Origin of the sequence: Geomicrobium sediminis (assembly GCF_016908595.1) — a bacterium.
In the GTDB taxonomy this organism is placed as follows: domain Bacteria; phylum Bacillota; class Bacilli; order Bacillales; family Marinococcaceae; genus Geomicrobium_A; species Geomicrobium_A sediminis.
This window is the reverse complement of the sequence record NZ_JAFBEC010000003.1, coordinates 259,247-285,148: the sequence shown is the minus strand read 5'-3', so window position 1 is coordinate 285,148 and position 25,902 is coordinate 259,247. Positions and strand designations below refer to the sequence as shown.

Sequence of the window (25,902 nt, the reverse complement as noted above, 5' to 3'; positions counted from 1 at the left end):
AAAATTCCTTCGTTCTCAACTTTCCAAAGAAGCATTTAATCTTTAATAATCAACATATTTGAATCATCAAATTCCCATAATGATCCGTAGGCGACTTCCCAATAATAGCCATCAGGATCGATGAAATATCCTCCATAACCGCCCCATGATAATTTCTGTGGTTCTTTTACAACGTTGGCACCAAGCTCTTTTATTTTATGAATAATTTCATCAACCTCGTTTTCAGACTTTGCATTATAAGCAAGAGTGAAACCGGAAAAGCCTCCATTTGATAATTCAGGTGGATTTTCTTCATTGATGTCTTTCGCTAATTCTTCAATTGGGAATAACTCTAGCTTCGAACCTTCATTTTTGAAAAATACAATAACAGGATTGTCTTCGCCTCCAGTGACGGATGCTTCAAAGCCGATCTTTCGGTAAAATTCAAGCGATTCCTTAATGTTTTTCACACCTAAAGTAATGAGGTTAATTCGATTCATACATCAACAACTCCTTAGGAAATTTCAACGACAATCCATCGTTAATTATCATTTAGTTAACCTCCCTGAATTCACTTCCGTCTGCCGATATAAAGCAAATGGGAAGAGATTCCTAACACATGAGGATCTTCGGCTCGTTCAATCAAGAGACCGATTAACTTCCTTACTTCTTCCTCTCCTTTACCTTCCCAATAATTCCAACTCTCTTGATTTAAAATTGCACCTACATTTGAGCCAATGAAATTAATCGTTTCAAATCCGTTGTTTTCCATGAATGGCTTTATATCCTTAACCTCGAAGTAATACGCACCGGTAAAACGACCCTCATTGGAATGATCGAAACAACCTGAACGTGAAAACGCATCGATTGCCTCCATGTTGTCATTCGGCTTCCAACTACGAGGATTTAAAAGAGAAGTAAGAATATGCCTCACTCGTGGCATAAAAGCGACAAACACCAGCCCATCACGCTTCGTCACCCTTCTTAATTCCGCTATCGCTTTTAAGCGATCTTCTTCTTGTTGTATGTGATACATCGGTCCAAGCATCAACGTAGCGTCAAATTGTTCAGAGTTAAACAAAGACAACGCTCTAGCATCCGCCTCGTAAAATCCATCAAACTGACCTTCTACGTTTCGTTCCTTGGCCTTGGACTTTGCCATATCCACAAATTTAGGAGTGAGGTCCGTTAATGTCATATGATAACCTTCTTGCGCAAGCGCTACCGAATATTTCCCTGGCCCTGCTCCGTTATCAAGAATACTGCCCGTTCGTGGTAAATACTTCTTTATGTAGTGACAATTTACTTGAAATTCGATCGGTTCACGATCAAGTCTTCCCCATTCGTCAAATTGGTTGTAATAGTTGATGACCTCACTCAAATCATTCACCTACATCCTTCGTCATTAGGCTCAAGAGATGAAACATTCCATGATGATCATTCTCTACAAAATCTTTAAGTCTAAGATGAGTTGCTCACCGATTTTGCCGATTTTTCTTCTTCCTGTATCTTGAAAGCCAACACTTTTGTACAGGTTCTGGGCAGGGATGTTTTTATGGTTAACTGCCAATACAACTTCATCGATCTTCTCAAAGGTCGATGTTATGAATGTTTCTAATTCCAGCATTGCTTTTTTCGCATACCCTTTTCCTTGTTGTTTATAATCGACTGATAAAGCGGTTAATAGTATCGCTTTAGGGTTCGGTGTATAGTCACTTACTCGGTTCGTCGTATGCAATAAGAAGAACCCTACTGGCTCCTGATTCGCAAGAATAACAATTCGATATTGTCCTTCTGATACATTCATTAGTTCTTCTGGTAAGGCAGTAAATTGCGCTTGCGCCTCTGGGAGTTCGAACTTTTCTAACAATTCAAGGTGCTCATTTTTGAAAAACGTTAACTGAATATCTTCGCTATGGTTCATGAATGTTCTCTCCTTTTCAGTTTATATCTTACCATGAGAACATATGTTTTTATACGATTTTCTAAAACAATCCATAAAAAACTAGAGCGACAACTGCCGCTCTAGTTTTGAAAGTTATTTCGTTTTATCTTTACTTGCTACGATAAAGGCAACGATGATCGCTCCGATGAGTACGAGAAACGGAGCTACTAAGATTAAGAAATCATCCAACATAAGCTCACTCCCTTTTTCCTTTTACGTACTTCGGATCGAATAAGAACAAGCGTAACAACAAGTACAAGGAAGGCAATAGTAACATCATACCGAGAATAAATACGACAATGAGACTAATCGCCATCGCTTCATTTGTAAAGCCGTCGTAAATGGTTAGATAAGGATACAGCAAGTACGGATAGTGCGAGATTCCATAACCGAAAAAGGCAAAGGCGAACTGACCGATCATGAGCCATACTGCAAGGCCATACTTTCGTTTGTTCCAGATTAACCAAAGCGTGACCGCCCATAACACGAATGAGAGGGCAAACATCCACCAAAGGTTTAGAATGCTATCAAAGTGAGCGGAGTTATGGTTTTGCAATTCAAAAATAATCCCGCCAGCTGCAACGATCAGTGGAACCGCCCAAATGAGTACGTACTTCCTCATGATGCCCGTCGCTTCTTGATCTTCAGTCTTACTCGCATACCACGTGAGGAACACCGACGAAATGTAGAGCACGGCAACGATACTCAAGACAACAATTGCCCACGTTAACGGACTTGTAAACAATAATTCATAACTTAGAACTGGTTGACCGTCATCCATGTAGACGAATCCACCTTCTGAGATGGTGAGCACGACCGATAAGGACGCCGGAATTAAGATCCCTGTTGCTCCGTACATAAATGCATAACCTCGGTGACCCTGAGAGCCGTAGGATTCAAACGCATAGTACGAACCCCGAAGTGCGAGTAAGATAATCGAAATACTCGCAGGTACTAATAGAACGCTACCGAATAAAAACGCACTGTCTGGAAAGAAACCAATAATCCCAACGAAGAAAAAGACGAAGAAGACGTTGGTCACTTCCCAAACGGGTGACAAGTAACGTTGAATGACCTTACTTAAAACGTGCTGCTTCCCATTTATAATACTGTGAGCGTTAAACACACCCGCTCCGAAATCAATTGATCCAACAATGATATAAAAGAAGAGAAAGAGCCACAACACCGTAATGCCGATGATTTCTAAACTCATTGCTCATCCCCTCCTGCATAAGACTCTAATTCTTTCTCTACGGGTTTGTCTTTGAACATCTTGCGAAGAACAACGATCGTACCAACTCCAAGAATCAGATACAACAACACGAAGAAAAAGAAGACTAAATCTACGTGACTGGCTGTAGTAGCCCCTTCATCAACCGTCATAATGCCTCTTAAAATCCACGGTTGGCGACCAACTTCAGACATCCACCAGCCGGCTTGAATTCCTAGGAATGATAGAGGTGCACCCATAACGATTAACCAGCGGTACCATTTCTTATCGACAAATGTCCAATTTCTCCAGCGAGCGACGAGGAAGACGAACGAGAGTGTCAGCATAAACATGCCGATCGTAATCATCGTGTCAAAAAAATAGTGAATAATGAGTGGTGGATGATGCTCTTCTGGGAATTGATCTAGACCAATCACTTCTGCATTTGGATCGCTATGTGCAAGAATGCTTAGCGCAAATGGAATTTCAATCCCATACTTCACTTCATTATTCTCATCTAAGATTCCCCAAAGAATAAGTGGGGCTTGTTCATCCGTTTCAAAATGCCACTCGGCAGCTGCCAATTTCTCAGGCTGATGTTCTGCAAGGTATTTCCCTGAGAAGTCTCCAATGATTGCTGCAGCAATCGCAAAGACGAAACCAACTTTCATCATGACGTTTAGTGATTTCTTGTAATACGCTTTGTGACTGCCTTTCATTAAGCGGAATGCAGCGATTGCCGCAAGCGTAAAGGCGATCGTCATATAAGCTGTTGCTAAGACGTGCGTCACCTTCGTTGGCATCGCAACAGTAAACATCGCAAGCAATGGGTTTACGTTGGCAAGTTCACCATTAATCATTTCAAACCCACCCGGCGCGTTCATGAACGAGTTGACGACAGTAATGAAAAATGCGGACATCGCACCACCAATCGCAACTGGGACGAGTAGTAAAAGATGCTTTTTCTGATTATCAAAGCGGTCCCACGTATATAAGTAAATACCGAGGAAGATCGCTTCAAAGAAAAACGCGAACACTTCCATGAAGAGTGGAAGGGCAATAATATGACCGGCAAGTTGCATAAAGTTCGGCCATAGTAACGCTAATTGAAGACCGATCGCAGTACCGGTTACTACACCAACTGCTACGGTAACGACAAACCCTTTCGCAAGTCTTCTTGCCATTAAGATGTAGTGAATGTCGTCTTTTTTGATCCCCAACCAGTGGAACAACATAATCATAAGTGGCAAACCGACACCTACGGTTGCGTAAAATATGTGAAACGAAAGCGTAAGCAACGTTAACAATCGACTCATCAATACGGGATCATCAATAAACATGTGCTACCCCCTTTTTGAACAACACAAATAAAGTATGTTCACTACTTCACAAACTTTCGACTTCATTATAACAACGATTAAAACCTATTGTAATACGTGCATGTTAACATTTTATGAAGAACGCTAACCTGTCACGTCTCGGTCACAATTCAGACAATGCAATGTCAAAATAAAATCAGTATTTTCTTACCATAACCACACAACAATGGGTTAGTTGAGGTCTTTCCCCTCCCCTTTAATGCACTAAAAAACATTTCTTTGACTTTCCGTTCCCGAAAATCATTTGCTTTACACTTGTACGTTACAAAAAGACACAGTACTTAGCACTGTGTCTTTAACTATTGGATTGAGAGACTTCAAAGTACTACTATGTACATAGATAATAAGCGGCTTCTATGGCTTCTGTGGCTTCGCTTGCCGCGGGCGTTGCCTCAGCTATCGTGCTACGCACGATGATCTTCAGCTAACGCTACTCCCGCAGGCGTCTTCGCCACTACAGCCGCTTGTCTGTCACATATTCCCTTAAATTATAATTCTAAATATTTAAAAATATTATCGTAGGAACTTAGTGTTTAAATGTAATATTAAATCTATATTTTACATTCTCTCAAGTTAATTTATAAATGAGTTCCGTTCGGTTTTTGACATCACACTTTTGATACATATTTTGTAGATGTTTTTTCACCGTATTCACACTGATCCAAAGCTGAAACGAGATTTCTTCATTTGTTTTCCCTTGCACAACGAGTTGAAAAATTTCCTTTTCTCTCGTTGATAATGTCACTGTTTCCTCATTACTTACAAGCATACGCTTTAGGTAAACTGATAGTGTTTGCAAAATCTCTTGATCTTTCTTTGAAAATGGCCGGTCTCCACCAAACCTTGAAAAACCGATTCCTCCTAAAATTCTATGTCTATCAATGAAGTAAAGTACCATTTGATCTTTCATTTGGTAAGACGAATAAAACGGATAATAATCGCTCTTTCTTAATGTGTCAAAACTTGCAATATCATTAATTGTAAATACCGTTTGTTGACACATAGACTCAACGAACAATAGTTTTTTAGGGTGCATTAAATCTTTTGACATATATACCGATTGATAAGCTTGATTAAATGGTGTAGCAGTGTTGTAAAACTTTAAATCATACATGTTTTGTTCTTGGTCACTACGCCAACACATTGAATAGTGAAGACCGAATTTCTCTGATAGCCCTTTCTGAATCGATTGTTCGAGTTGCTTACTATTCCAATCAAGATTAGTCATAAATTGAATCATACTCGTATAATCACGATTCGTTAACATGTTACAATCCCTCACTTAATAGATTGCATATTCACTACTTTCATTCCATTATACCGATTTCTTATATCCGCACAATTATAAGATTATCCTTTCGGGTAATTGTTACCATCATGTGAACCCGTAATAATACAAATACATAACATCTATAAGGAGGGTACATTTATGAAGAAATCAACAGGATTTATTTATGATGAAAGTTACTTTTGGCATGACAATGGTTCTGGTGCATTAAACATGCCATCTGGCGGCTGGGTACAGAGCCATACGTATGGAGAAGACCCGGAAACAAAGCGACGCTTCAAGAATTTGATGGATCGTTGCCAACTTACACCAAAGCTTACATCTATTCGCCCTAAACCAGCCACTCGTGAAGACCTAGAACGCTTTCATGATACTCATTACATTGATAGAGTAAAAGAATTAAGTGATCATAACGGTGGCGATGCAGGAGATCACGCAATAGTAGGACGAGGTTCTTATGAAATTGCCTTACTGTCGGCAGGTGGGGCAATAACTGCGGTTAATGCAGTCATGAATGGCCATGTTACCAATGTCTACGCCTTAACAAGACCACCTGGTCATCATGCAGAGGCTGATCAAGGTATGGGTTTTTGTCTTTTTAATAACGTAGCAATTGCTACAGATTATGCAAAAGAAAAATATAACTTAAAACGAATTCTCGTTCTAGACTGGGACGTTCATCACGGAAATGGAACTGAGCAAGCATTTTATTCTGATAATGAAGTTCTTTTTATTTCATTACATCAAGACCGTCTTTATCCCGCAGAGCGTGGTTACATCGAACATATAGGAGAGGGAGCCGGCAAAGGTTACACCGTAAATATCCCGCTTCCTGCAGGTACGGGGAACGCTGGTTACATGAATGCCTTTGAAAAAATTGTAGAGCCAATTGTTAATGAGTTTAAGCCTGAACTGATCATCATCTCTGCAGGACAAGATCCTAATTTCTTCGACCCACTTGCTAGGATGATGGTAACAACTACAGGGTTTTATCGATTTTCTGAATTTATGAAAAAGCTTGCAGAGAAACACTGCGACGGTAAGCTTGTTCTCTGTCACGAAGGCGGATATAGTGCTGCTTATGTTCCATTTTGCTCACTTGCCATTGTTGAAGCGATGAGTGGAATCTCAACTAGAGTCGATGACCCATTCACTAACAGTCTCGGAGCACCTGTGGACACACTATTTCCTCATGAAGAAGAAGCTGTTAATCGTGTTGTACAAGAGCAATCTCACTTCTGGTCGATGGAACAAAAATCGAGTCAAAGATAATAAGGCATATGAAAGAATGGGTCTCATTGTGGCTCATTCTTTCCTTTTCTCTCCATAAATTTGTAATCGTCCCTTCCAATTATCTATTTACATAGTGAATATACTGTACTCTGGATATAAACGCTCGAGCTTAATACTTTATAAGAAACGATACATCTACTCCTTTCTATTGTTATCATCCAAATATTAGAAAAAATCGATTGACATAGTTAAACAATAAGAATAGTATGATAAAAAAGAAAACCCTACGAGCTGACCGGACAACCGAAGGCCATTTGAGGAGAGGTTTTAGTTAAACCTTTGCTTTTTTTACTCGTTTAATTCAGAGTATTTACATTTGAATTATATCTTTTATAAGGAAGGATGATGATTGTGAAGTATTATTCTTACTTTCTTGGAGGAGTAACGGTTGTTTCGATTCTTTCTGCATGTAACGTAGGTGGATTTGATGAAGATCAAAGTGGTGAAGTCATCCAAGACAATCCAACGGCTGACGGAGATGTCATCGAATTGCTAAATGTCTCTTATGACCCTACTCGTGAGTTTTATGATGACTACAATGAAGCTTTTCGTGCGTATTGGCAAGAAGAAACCGGCGACACGGTCACTGTAAATCAGTCCCACGGAGGTTCAGGTAGTCAAGCACGTTCAGTATTAGATGGACTACAAGCTGATGTTGTGACGTTAGCGCTCGCTTACGATATCGATGTTTTGCAAGAACGCGAATTACTGGATTCCGAGTGGCAAAGTGACTTCCCAGACAATGCCTCGCCTTATACGTCAACGATTAACTTTCTAGTACGTGAAGGCAATCCAAAAGACATTCAAGATTGGGACGATCTCGTCCGAGAAGATGTAGAAGTTGTAACTCCAAACCCTAAAACATCTGGTGGTGCACGTTGGAATTACTTAGCCGCTTGGGGATATGCCGAAGATACATATGGCGAAGAAGAAGCGGAGGATTTCGTCACGAACATCTATGAGAACGTCACCGTATTGGATTCAGGAGCTCGTGGATCGACGACATCCTTTATTGAACGCGGCATCGGAGATGTGTTGCTCGCATGGGAAAACGAAGCATTACTTACTGTGCATGAATTGAATGCTGAAGATTTTGAGATTATCACGCCCTCGGTATCAATACTAACTGAGCCACCTGTCGCAATTGTCGACTCGAACGTACAACAGAAAGGCACAGAAGAAGTCGCTCATGCCTACTTGGATTATTTATATTCTGACGAAGGTCAAACGATTGCAGCTGACCATTATTACCGACCACGAAATGAAGACATCTTAGCTGATTACGATGACTACTTTCCAGACGTCGAGTTATTTACGATTGAAGAGAGATTCGGAAGCTGGGACGAAGCACAAGAAAGACATTTTTCGGATGGTGGCGTTTTTGATCAGATCTACGCGCCATAGTCAGGAGGAACTACGATGAAACGCACACTTCCAGGCTTCCCGCTTTCTTTCGGCTTTATGATGTTTTACATGAGCTTTATCGTCTTCATTCCTTTAATTGCATTGGTTTGGTACACGATGGGAAGCGGGTGGGAAGCGTTTTGGAATGCCATTACTGATCCTAGATTATTTGCAGCACTTCGACTAAGCTTTTCTGCTTCTTTTATTGCGGCAATAATTAACGGCGTCTTCGGTTTACTCATTGCCTGGGTACTCGTTCGGTACGACTTCTTTGGAAAACGTATTATGGACGGAATGATTGACCTCCCATTCGCTTTACCGACAGCAGTTGCAGGCATCGCACTCACGAGCCTTTATGCCGAGAATGGCTGGATCGGTTCATTGCTTGCACCACTTGGAATTCAAGTCGCATTCACACCGATTGGCGTGACGATTGCCCTTACGTTTATCGGCTTACCGTTTGTCGTCCGCATGGTTGAACCGGTATTGCGTTCACTCGATCAAGAAACAGAAGAGGCGGCAGGATTACTCGGCGCTTCTCCTTTTACAATTTTTAATACTGTATTATTACCACTTTTAACACCGGCAATTTTAGCGGGCATGACGCTTGCATTTGCACGGGCACTTGGTGAATACGGTTCCGTCGTCTTCATCGCTGGAAACATCCCGATGCAAACGGAAATTGTCCCTTTACTCATCATGAATAAGCTTGAACAATTTGATTACGCGGGAGCGACGGCGATTGCAACGGTAATGCTCGCTCTTTCATTTCTTTTGTTGCTTGGAGCGAATATCCTGCAATGGTGGCTTTCTAGAAAATTAGGGCAAAAGGTGGTGGATTCTTCCCGATGAACACAAAAACCTACAAGCCCCTCTTAATTTTCATTGCTTTTCTTTTTCTAACGCTGTTTTTGTTATTACCTTTACTTATTATTTTCATCGGTGCATTTAGCCAAGGATTTGAAGTGTTTTGGTATTCCATTACGGAGCCTGCGGCTAGGCACGCGATTTTTCTAACCTTGCTCGTTGTTGTCGTTACCGTCCCACTTCACACGTTGTTCGGGTTATCTGCTGCTTGGGCACTCACGAAATATCGCTTTCGTGGTCGACAATTGTTAATTACGTTAATTGAGATTCCTTTTGCCGTCTCCCCAGTTATTGCGGGCCTTGTGTTTATTATTCTTTACGGAGTAAATGGCTTTTTAGGGGAATGGTTACATGCAAATAATTTGCAAATCATCTTTGCCGTACCTGGAATTATTCTTGCGACGATGTTTGTCACGCTACCGTTTATTGCCAGGGAACTGATTCCTTTAATGGAGGCTCAAGGAAGCGATGCTGAAGAAGCTTCTCTCACACTTGGTGCAGGTGGTTTCAGAACGTTCTATCACGTGACCCTCCCTGCAATTAAATGGGGACTACTGTACGGAGTGATTCTTTGTAGTGCCCGTGCCATCGGAGAATTCGGGGCTGTCTCTGTCGTGTCTGGACGAATTCGCGGGGCGACAAACACGATGCCGCTTCACGTGGAAATCCTTTACAACGAGTATCAATTTGCTGCCGCTTTTTCCGTTGCATTGCTCATGTCGTTGTTCGCAATCTTTACCATTGTCATTAAGCAAGTCGTCGAACGAAAACAACAACTGGGGTGAATACGATGTCGATCACAATTACAGGTATTACAAAAGACTTCGGTAAAACTAAAGTGCTAAAAAACATTAATCTCACCGTGAAGGAAGGCGAATTATTAGCACTACTTGGCCCTTCTGGTTCTGGAAAAACGACTTTGCTTCGTATGATTGCAGGCCTTGAACACGCATCTAAAGGAGACATCTTCTTTGATGGCAATAACATGACCAACGTGAATGCCAAAGACCGAAATGTAGGTTTTGTGTTTCAACATTATGCCCTGTTCTCACATATGAAAGTCAAAGACAACATCGCCTACGGCTTACGTGTAAAAAAGAAAAAGGATCGACCAACAAAGTCACAAATCGATTCAAAAGTAAATGAGCTACTTGAACTTGTAAAGCTTGAAGGATTGGGCGAACGGTACCCTAGTCAACTTTCAGGCGGTCAAAAACAGCGCGTAGCCCTTGCTCGCTCACTGGCGATCGAGCCTTCGGTTTTATTACTTGATGAACCTTTTGGCGCTCTCGATGCCCAAGTTAGAAAAGAGTTACGTCGCTGGTTGCGAACGCTCCATAAACAAACCGGTGTGACGACCGTTTTTGTGACACACGACCAAGAAGAAGCGCTCGATGTTGCTGATCAAGTCATCGTCTTAAATGACGGAGAAATTATCCAAGAAGGAACTCCGTCCGATATATATGATTCACCTAACAGTCCATTTATGTACCGCTTTTTAGGAAATGCAAATGAATTAAAGGGAACCGCAACAAAAGAAGGAATTTCAATAGGAGGCGTAACACTTGCAAGTGGAGAACCACTTGCAGATGGCGAAAACGTAGTGAGCTATGTTCGACCTCATGAAATTTCGCTCGCGCACACTTCTGGAAATGATCATCGCTTAGAAGTCGAAATTACGAAAACTCATCCTGTCGGTCCGATCGTATTCATTGAAGCAAGACGACTAGATCGTGCTCAGGAGCACATTGAAATTGAGCTTTCTAAAGGTACGTTTGACAACTTGTCCATCAAAGTTGGCGACATCATGTACGCTCATGTAGAGCGTTTCAGAACATTTCAAGCTAATGAATATATGATTTAACTCGTACAGGAGGTTCAATCGTGAAACAAAACTATAGCTACTTTACACACCTCGAATGTCCAAAATGTAAGGAAGAGTATGACGGGTCCACCGCTACACATTTATGCGTATGTGGATCCCCGCTTCTAGCACGTTATGATTTGCAGCGTTTAAAAGAACATTGGTCAATAGAACAGCTCAAAACACGCGAACCAACGCTTTGGCGTTATCACGAAGTACTTCCTGTGTTGAGTCCAGCAAATCGTGTATCGCTCGGAGAAGGAATGACACCTCTCGTTCATATGGAGACACTCGGTAAAACGTACGAGTTACCGAACCTTTACATGAAAGACGAAGGTCTACTCCCTACAGGTTCCTTTAAAGCTAGAGGTGCTGCGGTCGGCGTTTCGAAAGCAAAGGAAGTCGGGGTCCAGACACTTGCAATGCCAACAAACGGGAATGCAGGAGCCGCTTGGGCGTTATACGCTTCTAGAGCGGGTATTCAAGCGCACATCGTGATGCCACTCCAAACGCCTGAAATTACTAAACGTGAAGTCATTGCAGCTGGAGGGACACTTTCTTTAATTGACGGACTCATCCATGATGCTGGACATGCCGTATCAGAAGCTTCTAAAGAACACGGTTGGTACAACGTAAGCACATTAAAAGAGCCTTACCGAATCGAAGGTAAGAAAACGATGGGCTATGAGATCTTTGAACAATATGGCTATCACCTCCCTGATGTGATCCTTTATCCAACAGGTGGAGGTGTCGGTTTAATTGGCATTTATAAAGCGTTTCTAGAACTCAAGACACTCGGATGGATCCCTAACGATGCCACTCTGCCACGCCTCGTCGCTGTTCAATCAGAAACGTGTGCACCCATCGTTAAAGCGTACGAACAAAGAAAAACACATGCTGAAGTTTGGGAAAACGCAGAAACGATTGCATTTGGCATTAATGTTCCGAAAGCGATAGGAGATTTCCTCGTGCTTGAAGCCATCTACGAAACGAATGGATGTGCCCTTGCCGTAACCGACGACGAGTTGTTAGCGGAACAAAAACAAGTCGCAGAGCGTGAAGGGAATTGGATATGCCCCGAAGGCGGTGCGACGTTTGCCGCAGCGAAAAAGCTTCGACAATCAGGATGGATCCAAGAAGATGAACACGTTCTTTGTTTGAATACTGGAATGGGAATTAAATACCCCGATACGGTCACGTATCACGATGAAGATTACCTAAAGCATTCAATTACTATAAAGCATTAATACCATAGGAGGGAGACTTGATGTCAGCCAGTCATCCACAAATTGAAGAAGTTAAAGAAACCGTAGAACAGATGTTAGCCACGCTTCAATATGGTTCTGTTACGATCATCGTCCAAGATGGCCATGTCGTACAAATTGACAAAAACGAAAAGCACCGAATAAAATGACACTGCCTTTCTGGCTGTCATTTTATTCGGTGCTTCACTTTATCCACACGTTTAGAACTCATCACTCCATTGTTTCGCGAGCAACTCGAACGCTTCCTTACGATTTGGATCGTTCAAAAAAGATTGTGCCGAAATTCTCTTTAGCAATTCCGAACGCATCGTTTGCGACATCGTTTGTTGCTTCAATTCCGTACGAGCTTCTTCCAAAAAAGCTAATTCTTCTTCTACTGCTCTTGGCAACATCTCACGGATTTCACGTTCCAAGCGTTTTGCATAATGAGGACTCGATCCATGCGTTGAAAGAGTGATCGTTAAATTTCCTCGTTGAATCGACGTAGGAAAATGAAAATCACTTTGCGCCATCTCTTCCGCTCGATAAATCAACTGACGTGGTGCTCGATTTCGCATTAACTCATCGTGTAGTTTTGGCACATTTGTACATAACACGAGTATACTCGCAAGAAAACATTCCGAATCTCTCACCCGGCGTTTTTCCCAACGCACCTTGCGCAAAAGGCTTTCTGGCAATTCCGGCGAGATCACGACAATGTCTGAATGGTAATCGAGCAATTGTTCAATTCTTCTCGTTCCAACCTTTCCTGCACCAACAACAACAACTTGTGCATCTTTTGGATGCATCATTATGGAATAACTCCTTGTCATACGTGACCACCCCAAGCTAATGCCCGAGAAACGATCACCGGCGCTAACTCATGATCCGCACCTAAAAACTCACACAACGTGTACGTTGTCCCACCTTTTCGGCATTGTAGTTTTTGTTCTAACTCATTCATAAGCACACCTGTAAATAGTAAGTAAGGCAACACTACCGTATGCTCGGATCGTAAACGTTCAACTTTCTCTAACCCTTCGTCAACAGTCGGTGTTGTTGCTGCTAAAAAGCAAGTCTCTACATAACGGCAGTCCACACGCTCATAGATAAGGCGAGCAATCTTCGCTACGTCACTCGGTTGGTACCCATCACTGGATCCTCTTCCAACGATTAAGACGTCTACATCTGTTCGTTTTGTCTTATCTGCTAACCTAGACACCCCCACTGCTTCTAAACGTTTGACCGCTAGTTCAACGACCTCCTCACACACCCCGATCGTTTCCCTGTAGTGGATACGTATCGTCGGATAATTTTTTATTGCTTCCTTCACTTGCTCAGGAATATCAACCCTTGCATGACCCGCTGTTAAAAGCAAAACCGGCACAACTGTAATCTCAGTTGCACCGTTTTGCACGCAGTGATTCATTGCCTCTTCAATCGTCGGGGAGGACAATTCTATAAACCCGTACGTCTGAAACACCTCGGGTTCAGGGTAAAGTGCCATGACTTCATGAATAAACCGCTCGAACTGTTCGATCCCTGCTTTCACCCGACTGCCATGACCGACGTACAAGATCGCTTTCATGTTCTTCCTCCTTAATCGCAAAATACGGCTTTACTACTGGCTCAACTTCCCGATCCTTACAAATGGCATCAATGTAGTCGGCCACCCACTCAATTCCTCCCTGCCTTAAACTATCCATGAAAAACGAAACCGATGCGACAGTCGGAAAATGGACGGTTTGTCGCTCACCACTCCCAAATTGTTTCGCGAGACAATCATGGCTCATTGGGTGATACGTATGAGTGGTCGTTCCAATCTGTTCAGTGCCTGGTAGACCAGAGAGCGAAACTTCCGCTTCTCTCGTATCATCCTGCATTGATGAAAGACCAAACTGTTCGAGTTGTTTAGCCGCAAGCTCTGTTCGAACAATCAACTCGGCACGTAGCTGTCTAATATCCACGTTACATTCACGAAGCCAGACAATCCAATGACGAACCGCTTGAGCATCTTCAAAACAAATACTCGTCACGTCGTGCCAATAGTTCGTTGGGGACGGCTTAGCGATTGACGTCACGTGAGGATATACGAGCACATTTGCTCCTGTTTCTTGTAACTCTTGTTGAATTCCTTCATTATAATGTTCATCATATGCAACGATATAGGATTGTCCAAAGCCACTCTTTCTCTCCCACCAGCTTTTCGTTTCGTATACGTGATTCACTCGACCGACTAATGTAATCGCTGGATTAGAAATACTAGCTTCTTTCGCAGTAAGCGCTAGCGTTGCTAGACTTGCCTGAACCGTTCGTTGCCTTCCTGTTGTCCCCCATTCGATGATGAGTGCAGGTTCATCATGAGACCTCCCGTGCGCGAGCAGTTGATCCGTAATTTGCTGTAAGTTGTTCACCCCCATATAAAAGGCGATTGTCTCAATTCCAGCTAACGATTGCCAATCTAATTCGCCTTCTGTTTCTTTCTTACGGTGACCTGCTGCGATTGCGAAGCTTGCTCCATAATCACGGTGAGTAACGGGAACACCCGCATAGAGAGGAGCTGCAATTCCCGCTGTAATACCAGGAACCAAATCATAGGCAATCCCTGCTTTATCTAACGCTTGCGTTTCTTCGCCAACTCGCCCGAACACACCTGGATCGCCACCTTTTAAGCGCACAACCGTTTGGCCATTTTTCGCATAACGAATGATTTCTTCTTGAATTAACTCTTGCCGTAACGTATGGTGCTTGGGGAACTTACCAACGTAGATAAACTCAGCAGTCGGTCGAGCATGAAGCAATAGCTTTGGATTGACGAGCCGATCGTATAGCACCGCATCGGCGCGCACTAGTGCTCTAATACCCTTTTCTGTAATTAACCCTTCATCTCCTGGGCCTGCACCGATAAAATACACCTGACCATTATTCATCGGCTTGCCTCGAAATGTAGTTGTGTTGATCTAAGTACTGAACGATCTTCAAGACGCCTTCTTCAACACTTAAAACGTCTGTATTGATTGTAATTTCGGGCTGTGTAGGCGGCTCATATGGCGAGCTAATTCCTGTGAAATTCGGGATCGTTCCCTCTCGTGCTTTTTTATATAACCCTTTCACATCTCGCTCTTCACATGCATGCAATGGGCATTCGACATAAATTTCAATAAATTCTTCTTCCTTAAAACGTTCACGAACGAGGTGACGATCCTCTCGAAACGGTGAGATAAACGCCGTAGATACGATAACTCCTGCATCCACGAACAACTTCGATACCTCTCCAATGCGTCGGATGTTCTCAACTCGGTCTTCATCACTAAATCCGAGATCAGCATTTAATCCATGCCGTACGTTATCCCCGTCTAACACATATCCCGCCAAGTTACGTCGAAAGAGTTCTAGATTAATCGCATTTGCAAGCGTAGATTTCCCAGAACCAGACAGACCGGTAAACCACAGCACACAGCTCTTCGCTCCGCTTCGCTGTTGACGCTCTTCCTTTGTAACACTCGCCTCATGCCATACGATGTTTTGGTCAGTCATGATCTCACCTCTTTGTTCGTTTCTCCTTTTATTAGTACTTCAATCACTTCTTTGCGACTGAATTCTTTAGGGGGCAGAACTTGGTTACTAAGCATTTCGCGAACTTTCGTACCCGATAGAATGACATGTTCTGAGCTGTCATGCGGGCATGTTTTGTGTGAAGCCATGTTATCGCATGCTTTGCAGTAAAAACTATGCTCGAAAAACAATGGAGTAATTCCTAATTCCCCTTCTTCAAATTCTTTGAAAATCTCTTGCGCATCATACGTTCCGTAATAATCACCGACTCCTGCATGATCACGACCGACAATAAAATGTGTGCATCCGTAATTTCTGCGAACGAGCGCGTGGAAAATGGCTTCTCTAGGGCCCGCATACCTCATGGCAGCCGGAAAAACAGACAAATGAACACGGTTTTGAGGATAATATCGTTCTAATAACACTTTGTAGCTTTCCATTCTTACGTTTGCTGGAATGTCCCCTTTTTTCGTTTCCCCAACGAGCGGATTTAAAAATAAGCCATCAATCGTCTCTAATGCGGCTTTTTGAATATATTCATGCGCACGATGAACCGGGTTCCTCGTTTGAAAGCCAACGACTGTTTTCCAACCGTACTCATGAAAAGCCTGCCGTGTTTCCTCAGGAGTCAAATAATCTTCCGCAAATTCGTCACGTTCGATTTTTTTCGTGAGGACGATTTCTCCTCCAACGTAAACATTCGGTCGAGCATATAATTTTGCAACACCAGGATGTGCATGCTCAGTCGTTCGATAGACTTGTTCTGCTTCTACTGTTTTATCAGGTTCATAGATTGATTCAACAGTGAGCACCCCATACGTCACATCGTTGTAGACGAGTCGCACCTCTTCTCCTACATGGATGGAAGAAGCGTTTGAAGCAGGAAGTGTAATTGGAACACTCCACGGTTCACCGGATGCAAGTCGCATTGATTGAACAACGGTTTCATAATCATCCTTATTAAGGAATCCTGTTAAAGGACTAAAGCCACCAATGCCAAGCAATTCTAAATCTGAAAGTGCAAAAGCGTCCAAATCAATTGTTTTTGTAATGTGCTGAACATCTTTATTCGGTTGATATCGATTTACTAACTTCACGTCTGACGTCCTCCTTCTGTATGCAAACCACATTCTGTCTTGCCAGTACCTGCCCATCGTCCTGCACGCTCATCTTCACCGGGTAACACGGGTCGAGTACAGTGAGTACACCCAATACTTGGGTAATGCTGATCATGAAGCTCGTTGTAAGGAAGTTGATGCAAACGGATGTACATCCAAATTTCTTCTTCTGTCCAATGAATGAGCGGACAGACTTTGATTTTCTGGAACTTGTGATCTGCATTTACATATTCCGTATTCGCACGCGTTGGCGATTGCTCACGTCTTAGACCAGATAACCAAGCGTCGTAGGGCTGTAAATGATGTTCAAGCACGTCTAATTTCCTCATTTGGCAACACAAGTCTGGGTTCGTCTCCCACAACCGTTCTCCATAGGCAGCCGCTTGCTCTACTGGTGTTAGCGCCGGCTTCGCTTGTGTGATCTCAAACGATGGGTAACGCTTTTCCACTCGTTCAATCAGTTGTTTCGTCTCTTTGAAATGAAAGTCCGTATCTAAAAACAAGATCCTTGCATCTTTTTGCACTTTAGAAAGTAAATCAAGGAGCACCATCGCTTCTGCACCAAAGCTACACGCATAGACGAGCCGGTTTCCAAATGAATGATCAGCCCATTTCAGCACATCTAGACTATCTTTGTTATGAAGCTTTCGATTCAACGTTTCATAGTCTTTATGTTGAGCGGTATGATAGCGAACACTCATGAACTTCCACTTCCTCACAATATTCTTAGTAAATGGATATGTTTTACAGTGATTCTACATTCCTAAGCAATCTTTGTCAAAATAAAATGTAAATTCAAACGAAAAGAATTTCTTAATTCTTCTCATAAAAAGGCTTATAACTATGAAATTCCCTACTATGATCACATCTTAATCTACTCCCATACTCATTTGTATGCCTGCTAAGTCGTCTTCACTCTCTTAATATTGCATAAAACCAACTTGACAACTTTGTTTAGTTAGCATAATATTGTGCTAAATTTCTAATTGTAAGAACATTCCATTTCATCTTCCGGAATTCGATCTCGATTAAGGGGGAACTTCATTGCATCTTAAGACAACTTCTAGTCCTTTTACAGATGAACAAGTACAACTGTTAAATCAATTGTTACCAACATTGTCAGCAGAACAGAAAATTTGGTTGAGTGGTTACATAAGCGGGCAATCTTTCCCGAGCGAAGCACTACCCACTCCTTTAACCGAAGCTGTGGTCAACGATCACAACCCAATCAATGCGACCGTTCTCTATGGATCACAAACGGGGAATTCACAAAGTGTTGCTGAAACACTTGCTCTCCAATTCAATCAAGCCGGAATTAATGCAGATCTACATTCAATGAGAGATTACAAAACGAAAGAACTTAAGTCTGCGGAGCGACTTTTCGTCATCATTAGTACCCACGGCGAAGGTGAACCTCCAGACAATGCGATTGGATTTTATGAACATGCATTTAGCCGCAAAATGCCGAAGCTAGACGGCGTGCAATTCTCCGTTCTATCACTTGGCGACGAGTCGTATGAGTTCTTTTGTCAAACAGGAAAAGAATTGGATGACTTATTCGAAAAACTCGGCGGAGAACGCGTCGTACCACGAGCAGACTGTGATGTCGATTTTGAAGAAGTGGCAAATGAATGGATCGATGAAGTCGTCACAAAAATGGCTGAGAATCGACAATCAGCTACAGCTCCTTTTGCTTCACCGACGTCAATAATCGGAGACTCACCGAGTCCATATTCTAGAAGCAACCCATACCATGCTGAAGTGCTTGAGAATATTAATCTAAATGGACGAGGATCGAACAAAGAAACACGACACATTGAGTTGTCCCTCGAAGGCTCTGGTTTTACATTCCTACCAGGCGATAGCATCGGTATTTTCCCAGAAAATGATGAGTTAATCGTTCAGCAATTACTGGAGCTTACGAATTGGGACGGTAATCTTGACGTGTCCATCAATAAAAATAACGATACTGTCCCGCTCAAAGAAGCATTACTTAAACACTATGAAATTACTGTGTTAACGAAGCCACTTCTTACAAAAACGAAACAGTGGATGAATGAAGAGGGCGTAGAGGAATTAATCCAAGAAGGGAATCAAGATCAATTGCGCGACTACCTAGAAGGTCGTGATCTTATTGATTACATCAAAGATTTCGGACCCATTCAAACGTCTGCAGAAGAATTCGTCGCCACACTTCGAAAAATTCCGCCTCGTCTTTATTCCATAGCAAGTAGTCATCTGGCGAATGAAGATGAAGTTCATTTGACGGTCTCTGCCGTTCGTTATGATTTTAATGAGCGAGCGCGAAGTGGCGTTTGTTCTGTTCAATGCGCAGAGCGTACAGAAGTAGGCGGTGTTCTTCCAATTTTCGTACAAAAGAATGATAATTTCCGTCTACCTAAAGACCCTGAAACCCCGATTATCATGGTAGGACCTGGGACTGGCGTGGCACCATACCGAAGCTTTCTTGAAGAACGCGAAGAACTTGATGCTTCAGGCAAATCGTGGTTATTTTTTGGTGATCAACACTTTGTGACTGACTTTCTATATCAAGTGGATTGGCAACGCTGGCTATCAAACGGGACGCTTACGAAAATGGATGTCGCATTCTCACGAGATACTGATAAAAAAGTGTATGTTCAACACCGTATGAAAGAAAAGGCAAAGGAATTGTATGAATGGATTGATGCGGGCGCAACAATTTATGTTTGCGGAGATGAAAAACAAATGGCACAAGACGTCCACGATACGTTGGCTGAGATTGTCGCTGCAGAAGGCAATTACACGACAGACGAAGCCGAAACCTTCTTAAAAGAGTTGCAACAAGAACAACGATATCAACGAGATGTCTATTAATTGAGGTGAAAAACAATGGCGAACGAGAAAAACGTACACATTCAAAATGGCCCTCCTAGTGATGTTGAAGAAATTAAGGAAAAGAGTAATTATTTACGAGGCACTCTTGAAGAGACGCTCGCCAATTCAATTACCGCTGGCATTCCCGACGAAGACAACCGCCTAATGAAGTTTCACGGCAGTTACTTACAAGACGACCGAGACCTCAGAAACGAACGTCGCAAACAAAAGCTTGAACCAGCTCACCAATTTATGGTGCGTGTTCGCGCCCCTGGTGGGGTTGCCACACCTAAACAATGGCTCGCCATGGATGAGTTAGCCACTCAATACGGAAATGGGACGCTAAAACTAACGACGCGTCAAGCGTTTCAAATTCACGGCATCATCAAGTGGAACATGAAAGAAACCGTTCATGCTATTAATAAATCGTTAATGGACACGTTAGCTGCCTGCGGTGATGTCAACCGCAATGTGATGTTGAACCCAAATCCAGACCTCTCTTCGGTTCATCAAGAAGTCTATGAATGGGCGAGCAAACTGAGTGAATACCTCTCTCCAAGAACGAGAGCTTACCATGAGATCTGGCTTGGAGAAGAAAAAATAACGAGCAGTAAAGAAGACGAGCAAGAACCGATGTATGGAAAACTGTACTTACCTCGTAAATTTAAAATGGGGATCGCGATTCCTCCTTCGAACGATGTGGATGTATTCTCGCAAGATATTGGTCTAATCGCCATTATTGAAAACGACAAGCTGACTGGATTTAACGTAAGCGTTGGCGGAGGAATGGGGATGACTCACGGAGATGATAACACGTACCCCCAACTGTCTCGAATGATTGGTTTTTGTACTCCTGAGCAAGTCACTGACGTCTCTGAGAAACTGATTACGATTCAACGAGATTACGGTAATCGCAACGAACGAAAATACGCACGGTTCAAATATACGATTGATGCTCGGGGACTTGATTGGTTAAAAACCGAATTGCACGAACGTCTCGGGTATGAACTCGCTGAATCCAAACCGTTTGATTTCACTCATAACGGCGATCGTTACGGCTGGGTTAAAGGCGCGAACAACCGCTGGAACTACACGCTGTTCATTCAAAATGGTCGTATTAAAGATGATGACGATTACCGTTTAATGACTGCTTTAAGAGACATTGCTCACATTCACACCGGGGAATTCCGATTATCTGCAAACCAAAATCTAGTCATCAGTAACATCACCGCTCCAAAGAAAAAAGCGATTCGTGACATCTTCGAGAATTACAACATTGTCGCCGAGGATCAGCTATCCGCTTTACGGAAAAGCTCCATGGCTTGCGTTTCTTTCCCTACTTGTGGACTCGCAATGGCAGAATCAGAACGCTACCTTCCTAGTCTCGTCGACAAACTCGAAGAGACAGTTAATGAAGCGGGGCTCAGGAATAAAGAGATTGTCATCCGGATGTCCGGTTGTCCAAACGGTTGCTCTCGAGCAGCTCTAGCTGAAATTGGCTTTATTGGTAAAGCACCGGGCAAATACAACTTATACCTTGGTGGAGGCTTCAAAGGAGAACGATTAAGCAAGATGTATAAAGAGAATATTGGCGAAGAAGAGATTCTCTCCATTCTTCGTCCCCTTCTCATCGACTATGGCAAAAACCGAGAAACTGAGGAACATTTCGGTGATTACGTGATTCGTGCCGGGTATATTAAAGAGACGAGTGACGGAACGAACTTTCATCAATAACCGAAAGAAACCGCCGAGCGAGCACGTATTCTCGTTCGGCGGTTATTCGTTTAACGCTTCCTCCACAATCTCTAACATCTCTTGTGATTCCACTTTATAAAGCGGATAGATATGATCGTTGTCTCGTTGATCTTGAAACGATCCACCACTCTCACTTAACCAGACATAATAGTTCAACTTACCAAATTCAATCTCATAATCAGGGTCAATCACATCGCTAATTGATGGTTGCCGAGAATTCTGTCCCTCACCAATAATTGATTGCATCGTTTCAACATCTTCTTGATCATCGATCACAACTGTTGAGTCTGGTACGCTCTCATTGAACGTTTTCATCTCAGTAATACTAATCGTTTCAAGGTCTTTTTCTAGCAAGCTAATGTCCTCTCGTACTTCTCCAACATCTTCACTTCCATTACAAGCAGTCAACATGATTAGAACGATCGCGCACGTCACAACGTATCGAATCGTTTCACCCCTCCACCATTCATTTCAAACGTAGACGTTACTCCACGAATTTTGTTTCAAAAGAAATTAACGCTAAGCTCTTGTATCCAACCGCAACAATTTCAGAGCGAGCTGAAGCTCAAAGGCTTCACGGACATTTCTAGGATTCAACTTCGTTTTCTCTTGAATGCTTTCGAGCCGGTATTTGAGCGTGTTGCGGTGGATTTTCAACCGTTTTGCCGTCTGTTCGCTACTACCGTTCTCAGCAAAAAACGCTTCAAGCGTCGCAACTTCTTTCTCTTTCAACGATGCAAATAGGCGATACGTAAAATGGTGAGCCCGTTCTTCGGTGACGTCTGCCAATAAGACGTCCATTTCATAATCTTCATAAGCAAGCATGCCCGGTACGTTCCTTTGATTCGCAAACACGATACAACAGTCATCAAAGAGACCTTTCGTCTCATCTAATCGGTGAAAGGTTGGACTATACATCATTCGTAGTTCAGGGTAATGCCGATGTAAATCTGTGTACAATTTTTTCGCACTCGTGACGAGCTTTTTAGATGAGATCGATGACGTTAACACAGCAAATCGATTAATCTCTGTGCACGTTACAAAGCTTTTTGTCGTATCGATAAACTGCTCAACATGTGTTAAAAAGTCTTTTCTATTTAGACCTGCGACATTCGGTTCAATCATGATCAGTAAATAAGGGGATTGAAGCTCGTATCCTAGAATTTCTAATTTACTCGTAATATCCGCTAATGAACCTTTATAAAGTAGAATTTCTTCTAGAATCGTTTGCTTAGAATTTTGCAACCACCCTTTATGCGAAATCAAGAAGTTCTGCTTGATTAACAGTTCAGTCGTTAACTTTGCCATTTCTGAGAGTTCCTTGATTTGTTCTGGTTCCCCAGTAATCCCAACAACCCCAACTAACTCATCTTGAAAGTAAATCGGCATATTGATGCCCGGCCGTACATCTTGGTAATGCACTACATCTTCGCTCGTTACGATGAGAGGAGTGCCTGTTTCCAGCACAGATTGTGCACCTTCATGAACGGTATAAAGACGGCGGTCATCAGTACTCGCAATGATGACACCGTTCACATCCATAATGTTCATATGATAATGCAATTTAGATGCTGTTTCTTTAATGATGGAATTGGCAATATCGACAGTAAGCATGTCTTCCCCTCCTCTTTTGTTCCTATTATACAATTTTGTTAATAATTTTGTGAGTATTTTGTGCATTCGTGCTGATTTATTTATGGACACCCTCTTGTATAATGACTGAAAACGCTCTCAAAAAAAACAAAGATGGGGGTTGCAAACATGCAAATCAAGAAGACGATTGAAAAAGTACCAGGGGGCTTAATGGTTATTCCACTGCTTCTCGGAGCAACGCTAAACACCGTTGACCAATTGCAAATTCCGTGGATTGTTGATTTCCTCCAAATGCTCGGAGCAGAACAACAAGAAAACGGGAACTATGAGTTTTTGAGACTTGGTGGTTTTTCTGAATGGCTCTTTAAAGACGGGGCTATGGTTTTAATTGCTTTGTTTCTTTTTTGTTGCGGTAGTCAAATGAACTTGAAAATTGGCGGAAAAGCGTTAAAAATCGGTACATTACTCCTCGTCGCGAAATACGGCTCTGGGGTAGCTGTAGGTTTTGCATTCGCTTCGATTTTCGGCGTAATGGATGGGTTACTAGGATTATCACTTATGACCATTGTTGCAGCCATGACAAATGGTAATGGTGGAATGTACGCTGCACTAACGTCTCAATATGGACGCCGTTCAGATGTTGGTGGTGTAGCCGTCCTTTCTTTAAATGACGGACCGTTCTTAACGATGGTTGCACTAGGTGTGATCGGTACTAGCTTTCCATTTATTGCATTTGTAGCCGTGCTTTTACCGATTCTTATTGGTATGATATTAGGTAACTTGGATGAAGACATCCGAGAATTTCTAAAACCAGGTGAGATTTTACCAGTACCATTCTTCGCCTTCGCACTCGGTGCAGGCATGAACTTAGCTTTATTCTTTAATCCAGAAGTTGTTGGAGCAGGTATTTTACTTGGGGTACTTACAACTGTAGTGACTGGTTTCGCAGGTATGCTCATATTTAAATTATTTAAAGAACGAAGTTATATTGCCCCATGGGCAGAAGCATCGACCGCAGGGAACGCCACAGCAACACCAATGGCAATTGCAGCGGCTGCTAGTTCTTCTGGTGCTGCAATGAGTGCTTCACAAGTGCAGGCCTATCAAGACTTAGTACCGCTGGCAACGGCGCAAATTTCACTTGCCGTTATCGTAACTGCCCTGCTCTGTCCAGTTGCCGTTATCATCGTTGATCGCTGGCAACGAAAACGCGGAATTGACGGTCGCCTTGAAGATGATGAGATGGACGAACTAGACGCTAACAAAAATGGCAAGGAGGCATCCTAATGAAACAAACCTTACTCTATGGACAAGAAAACCTTACGATTGATGTACCTGACCACGCCCATATTATTGAACCGAAACATATACCCGCCGTTGACGATCAAATGGGAGCTGTGCTGAAAAGCATGGCTTCTCCTATTGGTACAAAGCCGCTCAATGAGATGGTCAAAAAAGACGATACGGTAGCGATTGTGATTAGTGACATTACACGCCCAACACCGAATCATATTCTTGTTCCGGCAATCTTGGAAATGCTTGATCACGTGCCTCATGAACAATTTGTTATTATTAACGGAACGGGTACACACCGTGATCAAACGCGCGAAGAATTTGTAGGTATGCTTGGAGAATGGATCGTTGATAACATTCGAATTGTGAACAACCAATGCCACAACAACGATGAACTCGTTAAAGTTGGTGAAAGCAAATACGGCTGTGACGTCTATTTAAATAAGGATTACGTTGAAGCAGATTTTCGAATCGTAACAGGCTTTATTGAACCTCACTTCTTTGCAGGGTTCTCTGGAGGACCGAAAGGAATTATGCCCGGCATTGCTGGTATTGAAACGATTATGACGTTCCACAACGCCCGCATGATTGGAAACCCGAAAGCAACGTGGGGCAACATGGTCGATAACCCTGTTCAAGACATGACACGAGAAATTAATGCGATGTGCAAACCAGAATTCATGCTCAATGTCACATTGAATGGTGATAAAGACATTACTGCCGTTTTCTCAGGTGAGCTTTATGAAGCGCATGACGCTGGCTGCGCCTACGCCAAAGAGCATGCGATGGTAAAGTGTGACGATCGCTTCGATGTGGTCATCACATCCAATTCAGGCTACCCTCTTGATCAGAATTTATATCAAGCCGTCAAAGGGATGAGTGCTGCTCATAAGATTGTGAAAGAAGGCGGTACGATTATCGTCGCTTCTGAATGTTCCGATGGGCTACCAGGTCACGGCAACTATGCCGATATCTTGAAAATGGCAAGCACTCCGGCTGAACTCCTTCAAATGATTGAAGATCCTGAATTTAAAATGTTTGATCAGTGGCAAGTCCAAAAGCAAGCCGTCATTCAAGTATGGGCAGACGTTCATGTGTACTCCAAGTTGAGCGATGAGCAAGTGAACACGGCCATGCTAACACCGAGCCACTCTATTACAGATACGTTAGACAAACTTAACCATACGACCGATCGTGAATTAAGCGTAGCCGTCCTCCCTTTAGGACCACTGACGATCCCTTATGTAGAAGAAGATTAA

General features: G+C 42.7%; 26 protein-coding genes. 11 read left to right on the top strand and 15 right to left on the bottom strand.

Going from position 1 to position 25,902, the window contains the following annotated elements:
- Window positions 1-35 precede the first annotated feature (35 nt).
- From JOD17_RS06915 to JOD17_RS06890, 7 genes are all read right to left on the bottom strand, one after another.
- Window positions 36-479, bottom strand: a complete 444-nt coding sequence (locus JOD17_RS06915) for a VOC family protein (protein ID WP_204696502.1) — start codon at window positions 477-479, stop codon at window positions 36-38.
- Between the two features lie 71 nt (window positions 480-550).
- A complete protein-coding gene (locus JOD17_RS06910; RefSeq protein ID WP_204696499.1) occupies window positions 551-1,360 on the bottom strand; it encodes a class I SAM-dependent methyltransferase in 810 nt (269 codons plus the stop codon).
- 63 nt (window positions 1,361-1,423) lie between these two features.
- Window positions 1,424-1,903 (bottom strand): GNAT family N-acetyltransferase, encoded by a 480-nt coding sequence (locus JOD17_RS06905; RefSeq protein WP_204696497.1) that lies wholly within the window; start codon window positions 1,901-1,903, stop codon window positions 1,424-1,426.
- 114 nt (window positions 1,904-2,017) lie between these two features.
- Window positions 2,018-2,116 carry a cytochrome bd oxidase small subunit CydS family protein gene (cydS, locus tag JOD17_RS21820; protein ID WP_373903035.1) on the bottom strand — a complete coding sequence of 33 codons (99 nt, stop codon included), beginning with the start codon at window positions 2,114-2,116 and terminating at the stop codon, window positions 2,018-2,020.
- Window positions 2,117-2,120: 4 nt separating this feature from the next.
- Window positions 2,121-3,137 carry a cytochrome d ubiquinol oxidase subunit II gene (locus tag JOD17_RS06900; protein ID WP_204696495.1) on the bottom strand — a complete coding sequence of 339 codons (1,017 nt, stop codon included), beginning with the start codon at window positions 3,135-3,137 and terminating at the stop codon, window positions 2,121-2,123.
- Window positions 3,134-4,474 (bottom strand): cytochrome ubiquinol oxidase subunit I, encoded by a 1,341-nt coding sequence (locus tag JOD17_RS06895; RefSeq protein WP_204696493.1) that lies wholly within the window; start codon window positions 4,472-4,474, stop codon window positions 3,134-3,136. The genes JOD17_RS06900 and JOD17_RS06895 overlap by 4 nt, the downstream gene beginning before the upstream one ends.
- A gap of 607 nt (window positions 4,475-5,081) precedes the next feature.
- Window positions 5,082-5,780 carry a helix-turn-helix transcriptional regulator gene (locus JOD17_RS06890; RefSeq protein ID WP_204696491.1) on the bottom strand — a complete coding sequence of 233 codons (699 nt, stop codon included), beginning with the start codon at window positions 5,778-5,780 and terminating at the stop codon, window positions 5,082-5,084.
- 162 nt (window positions 5,781-5,942) lie between these two features.
- Here JOD17_RS06890 and JOD17_RS06885 point away from each other — a divergent pair, with 162 nt between their 5' ends.
- From JOD17_RS06885 to JOD17_RS06855, 7 genes are all read left to right on the top strand, one after another.
- The gene (locus tag JOD17_RS06885) at window positions 5,943-7,073 is read left to right on the top strand and encodes a class II histone deacetylase (protein WP_204696488.1); all 1,131 of its coding nucleotides are present in this window, start codon (window positions 5,943-5,945) and stop codon (window positions 7,071-7,073) included.
- Window positions 7,074-7,439: 366 nt separating this feature from the next.
- Window positions 7,440-8,498, top strand: coding sequence for a sulfate ABC transporter substrate-binding protein (locus JOD17_RS06880; RefSeq protein ID WP_204696486.1), 1,059 nt, complete (start codon window positions 7,440-7,442; stop codon window positions 8,496-8,498).
- A gap of 15 nt (window positions 8,499-8,513) precedes the next feature.
- Entirely contained in the window at window positions 8,514-9,350 is an 837-nt protein-coding gene (gene cysT, locus JOD17_RS06875) for a sulfate ABC transporter permease subunit CysT (RefSeq protein WP_204696484.1), read from the top strand.
- Window positions 9,347-10,150 (top strand): sulfate ABC transporter permease subunit CysW, encoded by an 804-nt coding sequence (gene cysW / locus JOD17_RS06870; protein ID WP_204696482.1) that lies wholly within the window; start codon window positions 9,347-9,349, stop codon window positions 10,148-10,150. Before cysT ends, cysW begins: the two co-directional genes overlap by 4 nt.
- 5 nt (window positions 10,151-10,155) lie before the next feature.
- Window positions 10,156-11,229 carry a sulfate/molybdate ABC transporter ATP-binding protein gene (locus JOD17_RS06865; protein ID WP_204696480.1) on the top strand — a complete coding sequence of 358 codons (1,074 nt, stop codon included), beginning with the start codon at window positions 10,156-10,158 and terminating at the stop codon, window positions 11,227-11,229.
- A gap of 20 nt (window positions 11,230-11,249) precedes the next feature.
- The gene (locus JOD17_RS06860; protein ID WP_204696479.1) at window positions 11,250-12,476 is read left to right on the top strand and encodes a threonine synthase; all 1,227 of its coding nucleotides are present in this window, start codon (window positions 11,250-11,252) and stop codon (window positions 12,474-12,476) included.
- 20 nt (window positions 12,477-12,496) lie between these two features.
- A complete protein-coding gene (locus JOD17_RS06855) occupies window positions 12,497-12,643 on the top strand; it encodes a YezD family protein (protein WP_081833716.1) in 147 nt (48 codons plus the stop codon).
- A 51-nt stretch (window positions 12,644-12,694) separates the two neighbouring features.
- On the opposite strand, the gene JOD17_RS06850 is transcribed toward JOD17_RS06855, so the two are convergent.
- From JOD17_RS06850 to JOD17_RS06825, 6 genes are read right to left on the bottom strand one after another with little or no spacing between them, the layout of a single operon-like run.
- Window positions 12,695-13,285, bottom strand: coding sequence for an NAD(P)-dependent oxidoreductase (locus tag JOD17_RS06850; RefSeq protein ID WP_204696478.1), 591 nt, complete (start codon window positions 13,283-13,285; stop codon window positions 12,695-12,697).
- Between the two features lie 17 nt (window positions 13,286-13,302).
- Complete coding sequence (locus tag JOD17_RS06845) at window positions 13,303-14,061, bottom strand: sirohydrochlorin chelatase (RefSeq protein WP_204696477.1); 759 nt, start codon at window positions 14,059-14,061, stop codon at window positions 13,303-13,305.
- Complete coding sequence (gene cobA / locus JOD17_RS06840; protein ID WP_204696476.1) at window positions 13,985-15,403, bottom strand: uroporphyrinogen-III C-methyltransferase; 1,419 nt, start codon at window positions 15,401-15,403, stop codon at window positions 13,985-13,987. Before cobA ends, JOD17_RS06845 begins: the two co-directional genes overlap by 77 nt.
- The gene (gene cysC / locus JOD17_RS06835; RefSeq protein ID WP_204696475.1) at window positions 15,396-16,010 is read right to left on the bottom strand and encodes an adenylyl-sulfate kinase; all 615 of its coding nucleotides are present in this window, start codon (window positions 16,008-16,010) and stop codon (window positions 15,396-15,398) included. The genes cobA and cysC overlap by 8 nt, the downstream gene beginning before the upstream one ends.
- Window positions 16,007-17,158, bottom strand: a complete 1,152-nt coding sequence (gene sat, locus JOD17_RS06830; RefSeq protein ID WP_204696735.1) for a sulfate adenylyltransferase — start codon at window positions 17,156-17,158, stop codon at window positions 16,007-16,009. The genes cysC and sat overlap by 4 nt, the downstream gene beginning before the upstream one ends.
- Window positions 17,122-17,847 (bottom strand): phosphoadenylyl-sulfate reductase, encoded by a 726-nt coding sequence (locus JOD17_RS06825; protein WP_204696474.1) that lies wholly within the window; start codon window positions 17,845-17,847, stop codon window positions 17,122-17,124. Before JOD17_RS06825 ends, sat begins: the two co-directional genes overlap by 37 nt.
- Window positions 17,848-18,190: 343 nt before the next feature.
- Here JOD17_RS06825 and JOD17_RS06820 point away from each other — a divergent pair, with 343 nt between their 5' ends.
- Together JOD17_RS06820 and cysI are read left to right on the top strand one after the other, a co-directional pair.
- The gene (locus JOD17_RS06820) at window positions 18,191-20,002 is read left to right on the top strand and encodes an assimilatory sulfite reductase (NADPH) flavoprotein subunit (RefSeq protein ID WP_204696472.1); all 1,812 of its coding nucleotides are present in this window, start codon (window positions 18,191-18,193) and stop codon (window positions 20,000-20,002) included.
- A gap of 15 nt (window positions 20,003-20,017) precedes the next feature.
- Window positions 20,018-21,736: an assimilatory sulfite reductase (NADPH) hemoprotein subunit gene (cysI, locus tag JOD17_RS06815; RefSeq protein WP_204696464.1), complete on the top strand. Its 1,719-nt coding sequence runs from the start codon at window positions 20,018-20,020 to the stop codon at window positions 21,734-21,736.
- A gap of 42 nt (window positions 21,737-21,778) precedes the next feature.
- On the opposite strand, the gene JOD17_RS06810 is transcribed toward cysI, so the two are convergent.
- Together JOD17_RS06810 and JOD17_RS06805 are read right to left on the bottom strand one after the other, a co-directional pair.
- Complete coding sequence (locus tag JOD17_RS06810; RefSeq protein WP_204696457.1) at window positions 21,779-22,192, bottom strand: YhfM domain-containing protein; 414 nt, start codon at window positions 22,190-22,192, stop codon at window positions 21,779-21,781.
- 84 nt (window positions 22,193-22,276) lie between these two features.
- Window positions 22,277-23,371 (bottom strand): CdaR family transcriptional regulator, encoded by a 1,095-nt coding sequence (locus JOD17_RS06805; RefSeq protein WP_204696456.1) that lies wholly within the window; start codon window positions 23,369-23,371, stop codon window positions 22,277-22,279.
- 147 nt (window positions 23,372-23,518) lie between these two features.
- Here JOD17_RS06805 and JOD17_RS06800 point away from each other — a divergent pair, with 147 nt between their 5' ends.
- Window positions 23,519-24,637, top strand: coding sequence for a 2-keto-3-deoxygluconate permease (locus JOD17_RS06800; RefSeq protein ID WP_204696455.1), 1,119 nt, complete (start codon window positions 23,519-23,521; stop codon window positions 24,635-24,637).
- On the top strand, window positions 24,637-25,902 hold the full coding sequence (larA, locus tag JOD17_RS06795; RefSeq protein WP_204696454.1) for a nickel-dependent lactate racemase: 1,266 nt from the start codon (window positions 24,637-24,639) through the stop codon (window positions 25,900-25,902). The genes JOD17_RS06800 and larA overlap by 1 nt, the downstream gene beginning before the upstream one ends.

Coding starts and splice junctions, on each gene's coding strand:
- JOD17_RS06915 (WP_204696502.1), bottom strand. CDS start 479: ATGAATCGAATTAACCTCATTACTTTAGGTGTGAAAAACATTAAGGAA.
- JOD17_RS06905 (WP_204696497.1), bottom strand. CDS start 1,903: ATGAACCATAGCGAAGATATTCAGTTAACGTTTTTCAAAAATGAGCAC.
- cydS (WP_373903035.1), bottom strand. CDS start 2,116: ATGTTGGATGATTTCTTAATCTTAGTAGCTCCGTTTCTCGTACTCATC.
- JOD17_RS06900 (WP_204696495.1), bottom strand. CDS start 3,137: ATGAGTTTAGAAATCATCGGCATTACGGTGTTGTGGCTCTTTCTCTTC.
- JOD17_RS06895 (WP_204696493.1), bottom strand. CDS start 4,474: ATGTTTATTGATGATCCCGTATTGATGAGTCGATTGTTAACGTTGCTT.
- JOD17_RS06890 (WP_204696491.1), bottom strand. CDS start 5,780: ATGTTAACGAATCGTGATTATACGAGTATGATTCAATTTATGACTAAT.
- JOD17_RS06885 (WP_204696488.1), top strand. CDS start 5,943: ATGAAGAAATCAACAGGATTTATTTATGATGAAAGTTACTTTTGGCAT.
- JOD17_RS06880 (WP_204696486.1), top strand. CDS start 7,440: ATGATTGTGAAGTATTATTCTTACTTTCTTGGAGGAGTAACGGTTGTT.
- cysT (WP_204696484.1), top strand. CDS start 8,514: ATGAAACGCACACTTCCAGGCTTCCCGCTTTCTTTCGGCTTTATGATG.
- cysW (WP_204696482.1), top strand. CDS start 9,347: ATGAACACAAAAACCTACAAGCCCCTCTTAATTTTCATTGCTTTTCTT.
- JOD17_RS06865 (WP_204696480.1), top strand. CDS start 10,156: ATGTCGATCACAATTACAGGTATTACAAAAGACTTCGGTAAAACTAAA.
- JOD17_RS06855 (WP_081833716.1), top strand. CDS start 12,497: ATGTCAGCCAGTCATCCACAAATTGAAGAAGTTAAAGAAACCGTAGAA.
- JOD17_RS06850 (WP_204696478.1), bottom strand. CDS start 13,285: ATGATGCATCCAAAAGATGCACAAGTTGTTGTTGTTGGTGCAGGAAAG.
- JOD17_RS06845 (WP_204696477.1), bottom strand. CDS start 14,061: ATGAAAGCGATCTTGTACGTCGGTCATGGCAGTCGGGTGAAAGCAGGG.
- cobA (WP_204696476.1), bottom strand. CDS start 15,403: ATGAATAATGGTCAGGTGTATTTTATCGGTGCAGGCCCAGGAGATGAA.
- cysC (WP_204696475.1), bottom strand. CDS start 16,010: ATGACTGACCAAAACATCGTATGGCATGAGGCGAGTGTTACAAAGGAA.
- sat (WP_204696735.1), bottom strand. CDS start 17,158: ATGTGGTTTGCATACAGAAGGAGGACGTCAGACGTGAAGTTAGTAAAT.
- JOD17_RS06825 (WP_204696474.1), bottom strand. CDS start 17,847: ATGAGTGTTCGCTATCATACCGCTCAACATAAAGACTATGAAACGTTG.
- cysI (WP_204696464.1), top strand. CDS start 20,018: ATGGCGAACGAGAAAAACGTACACATTCAAAATGGCCCTCCTAGTGAT.
- JOD17_RS06805 (WP_204696456.1), bottom strand. CDS start 23,371: ATGCTTACTGTCGATATTGCCAATTCCATCATTAAAGAAACAGCATCT.
- JOD17_RS06800 (WP_204696455.1), top strand. CDS start 23,519: ATGCAAATCAAGAAGACGATTGAAAAAGTACCAGGGGGCTTAATGGTT.
- larA (WP_204696454.1), top strand. CDS start 24,637: ATGAAACAAACCTTACTCTATGGACAAGAAAACCTTACGATTGATGTA.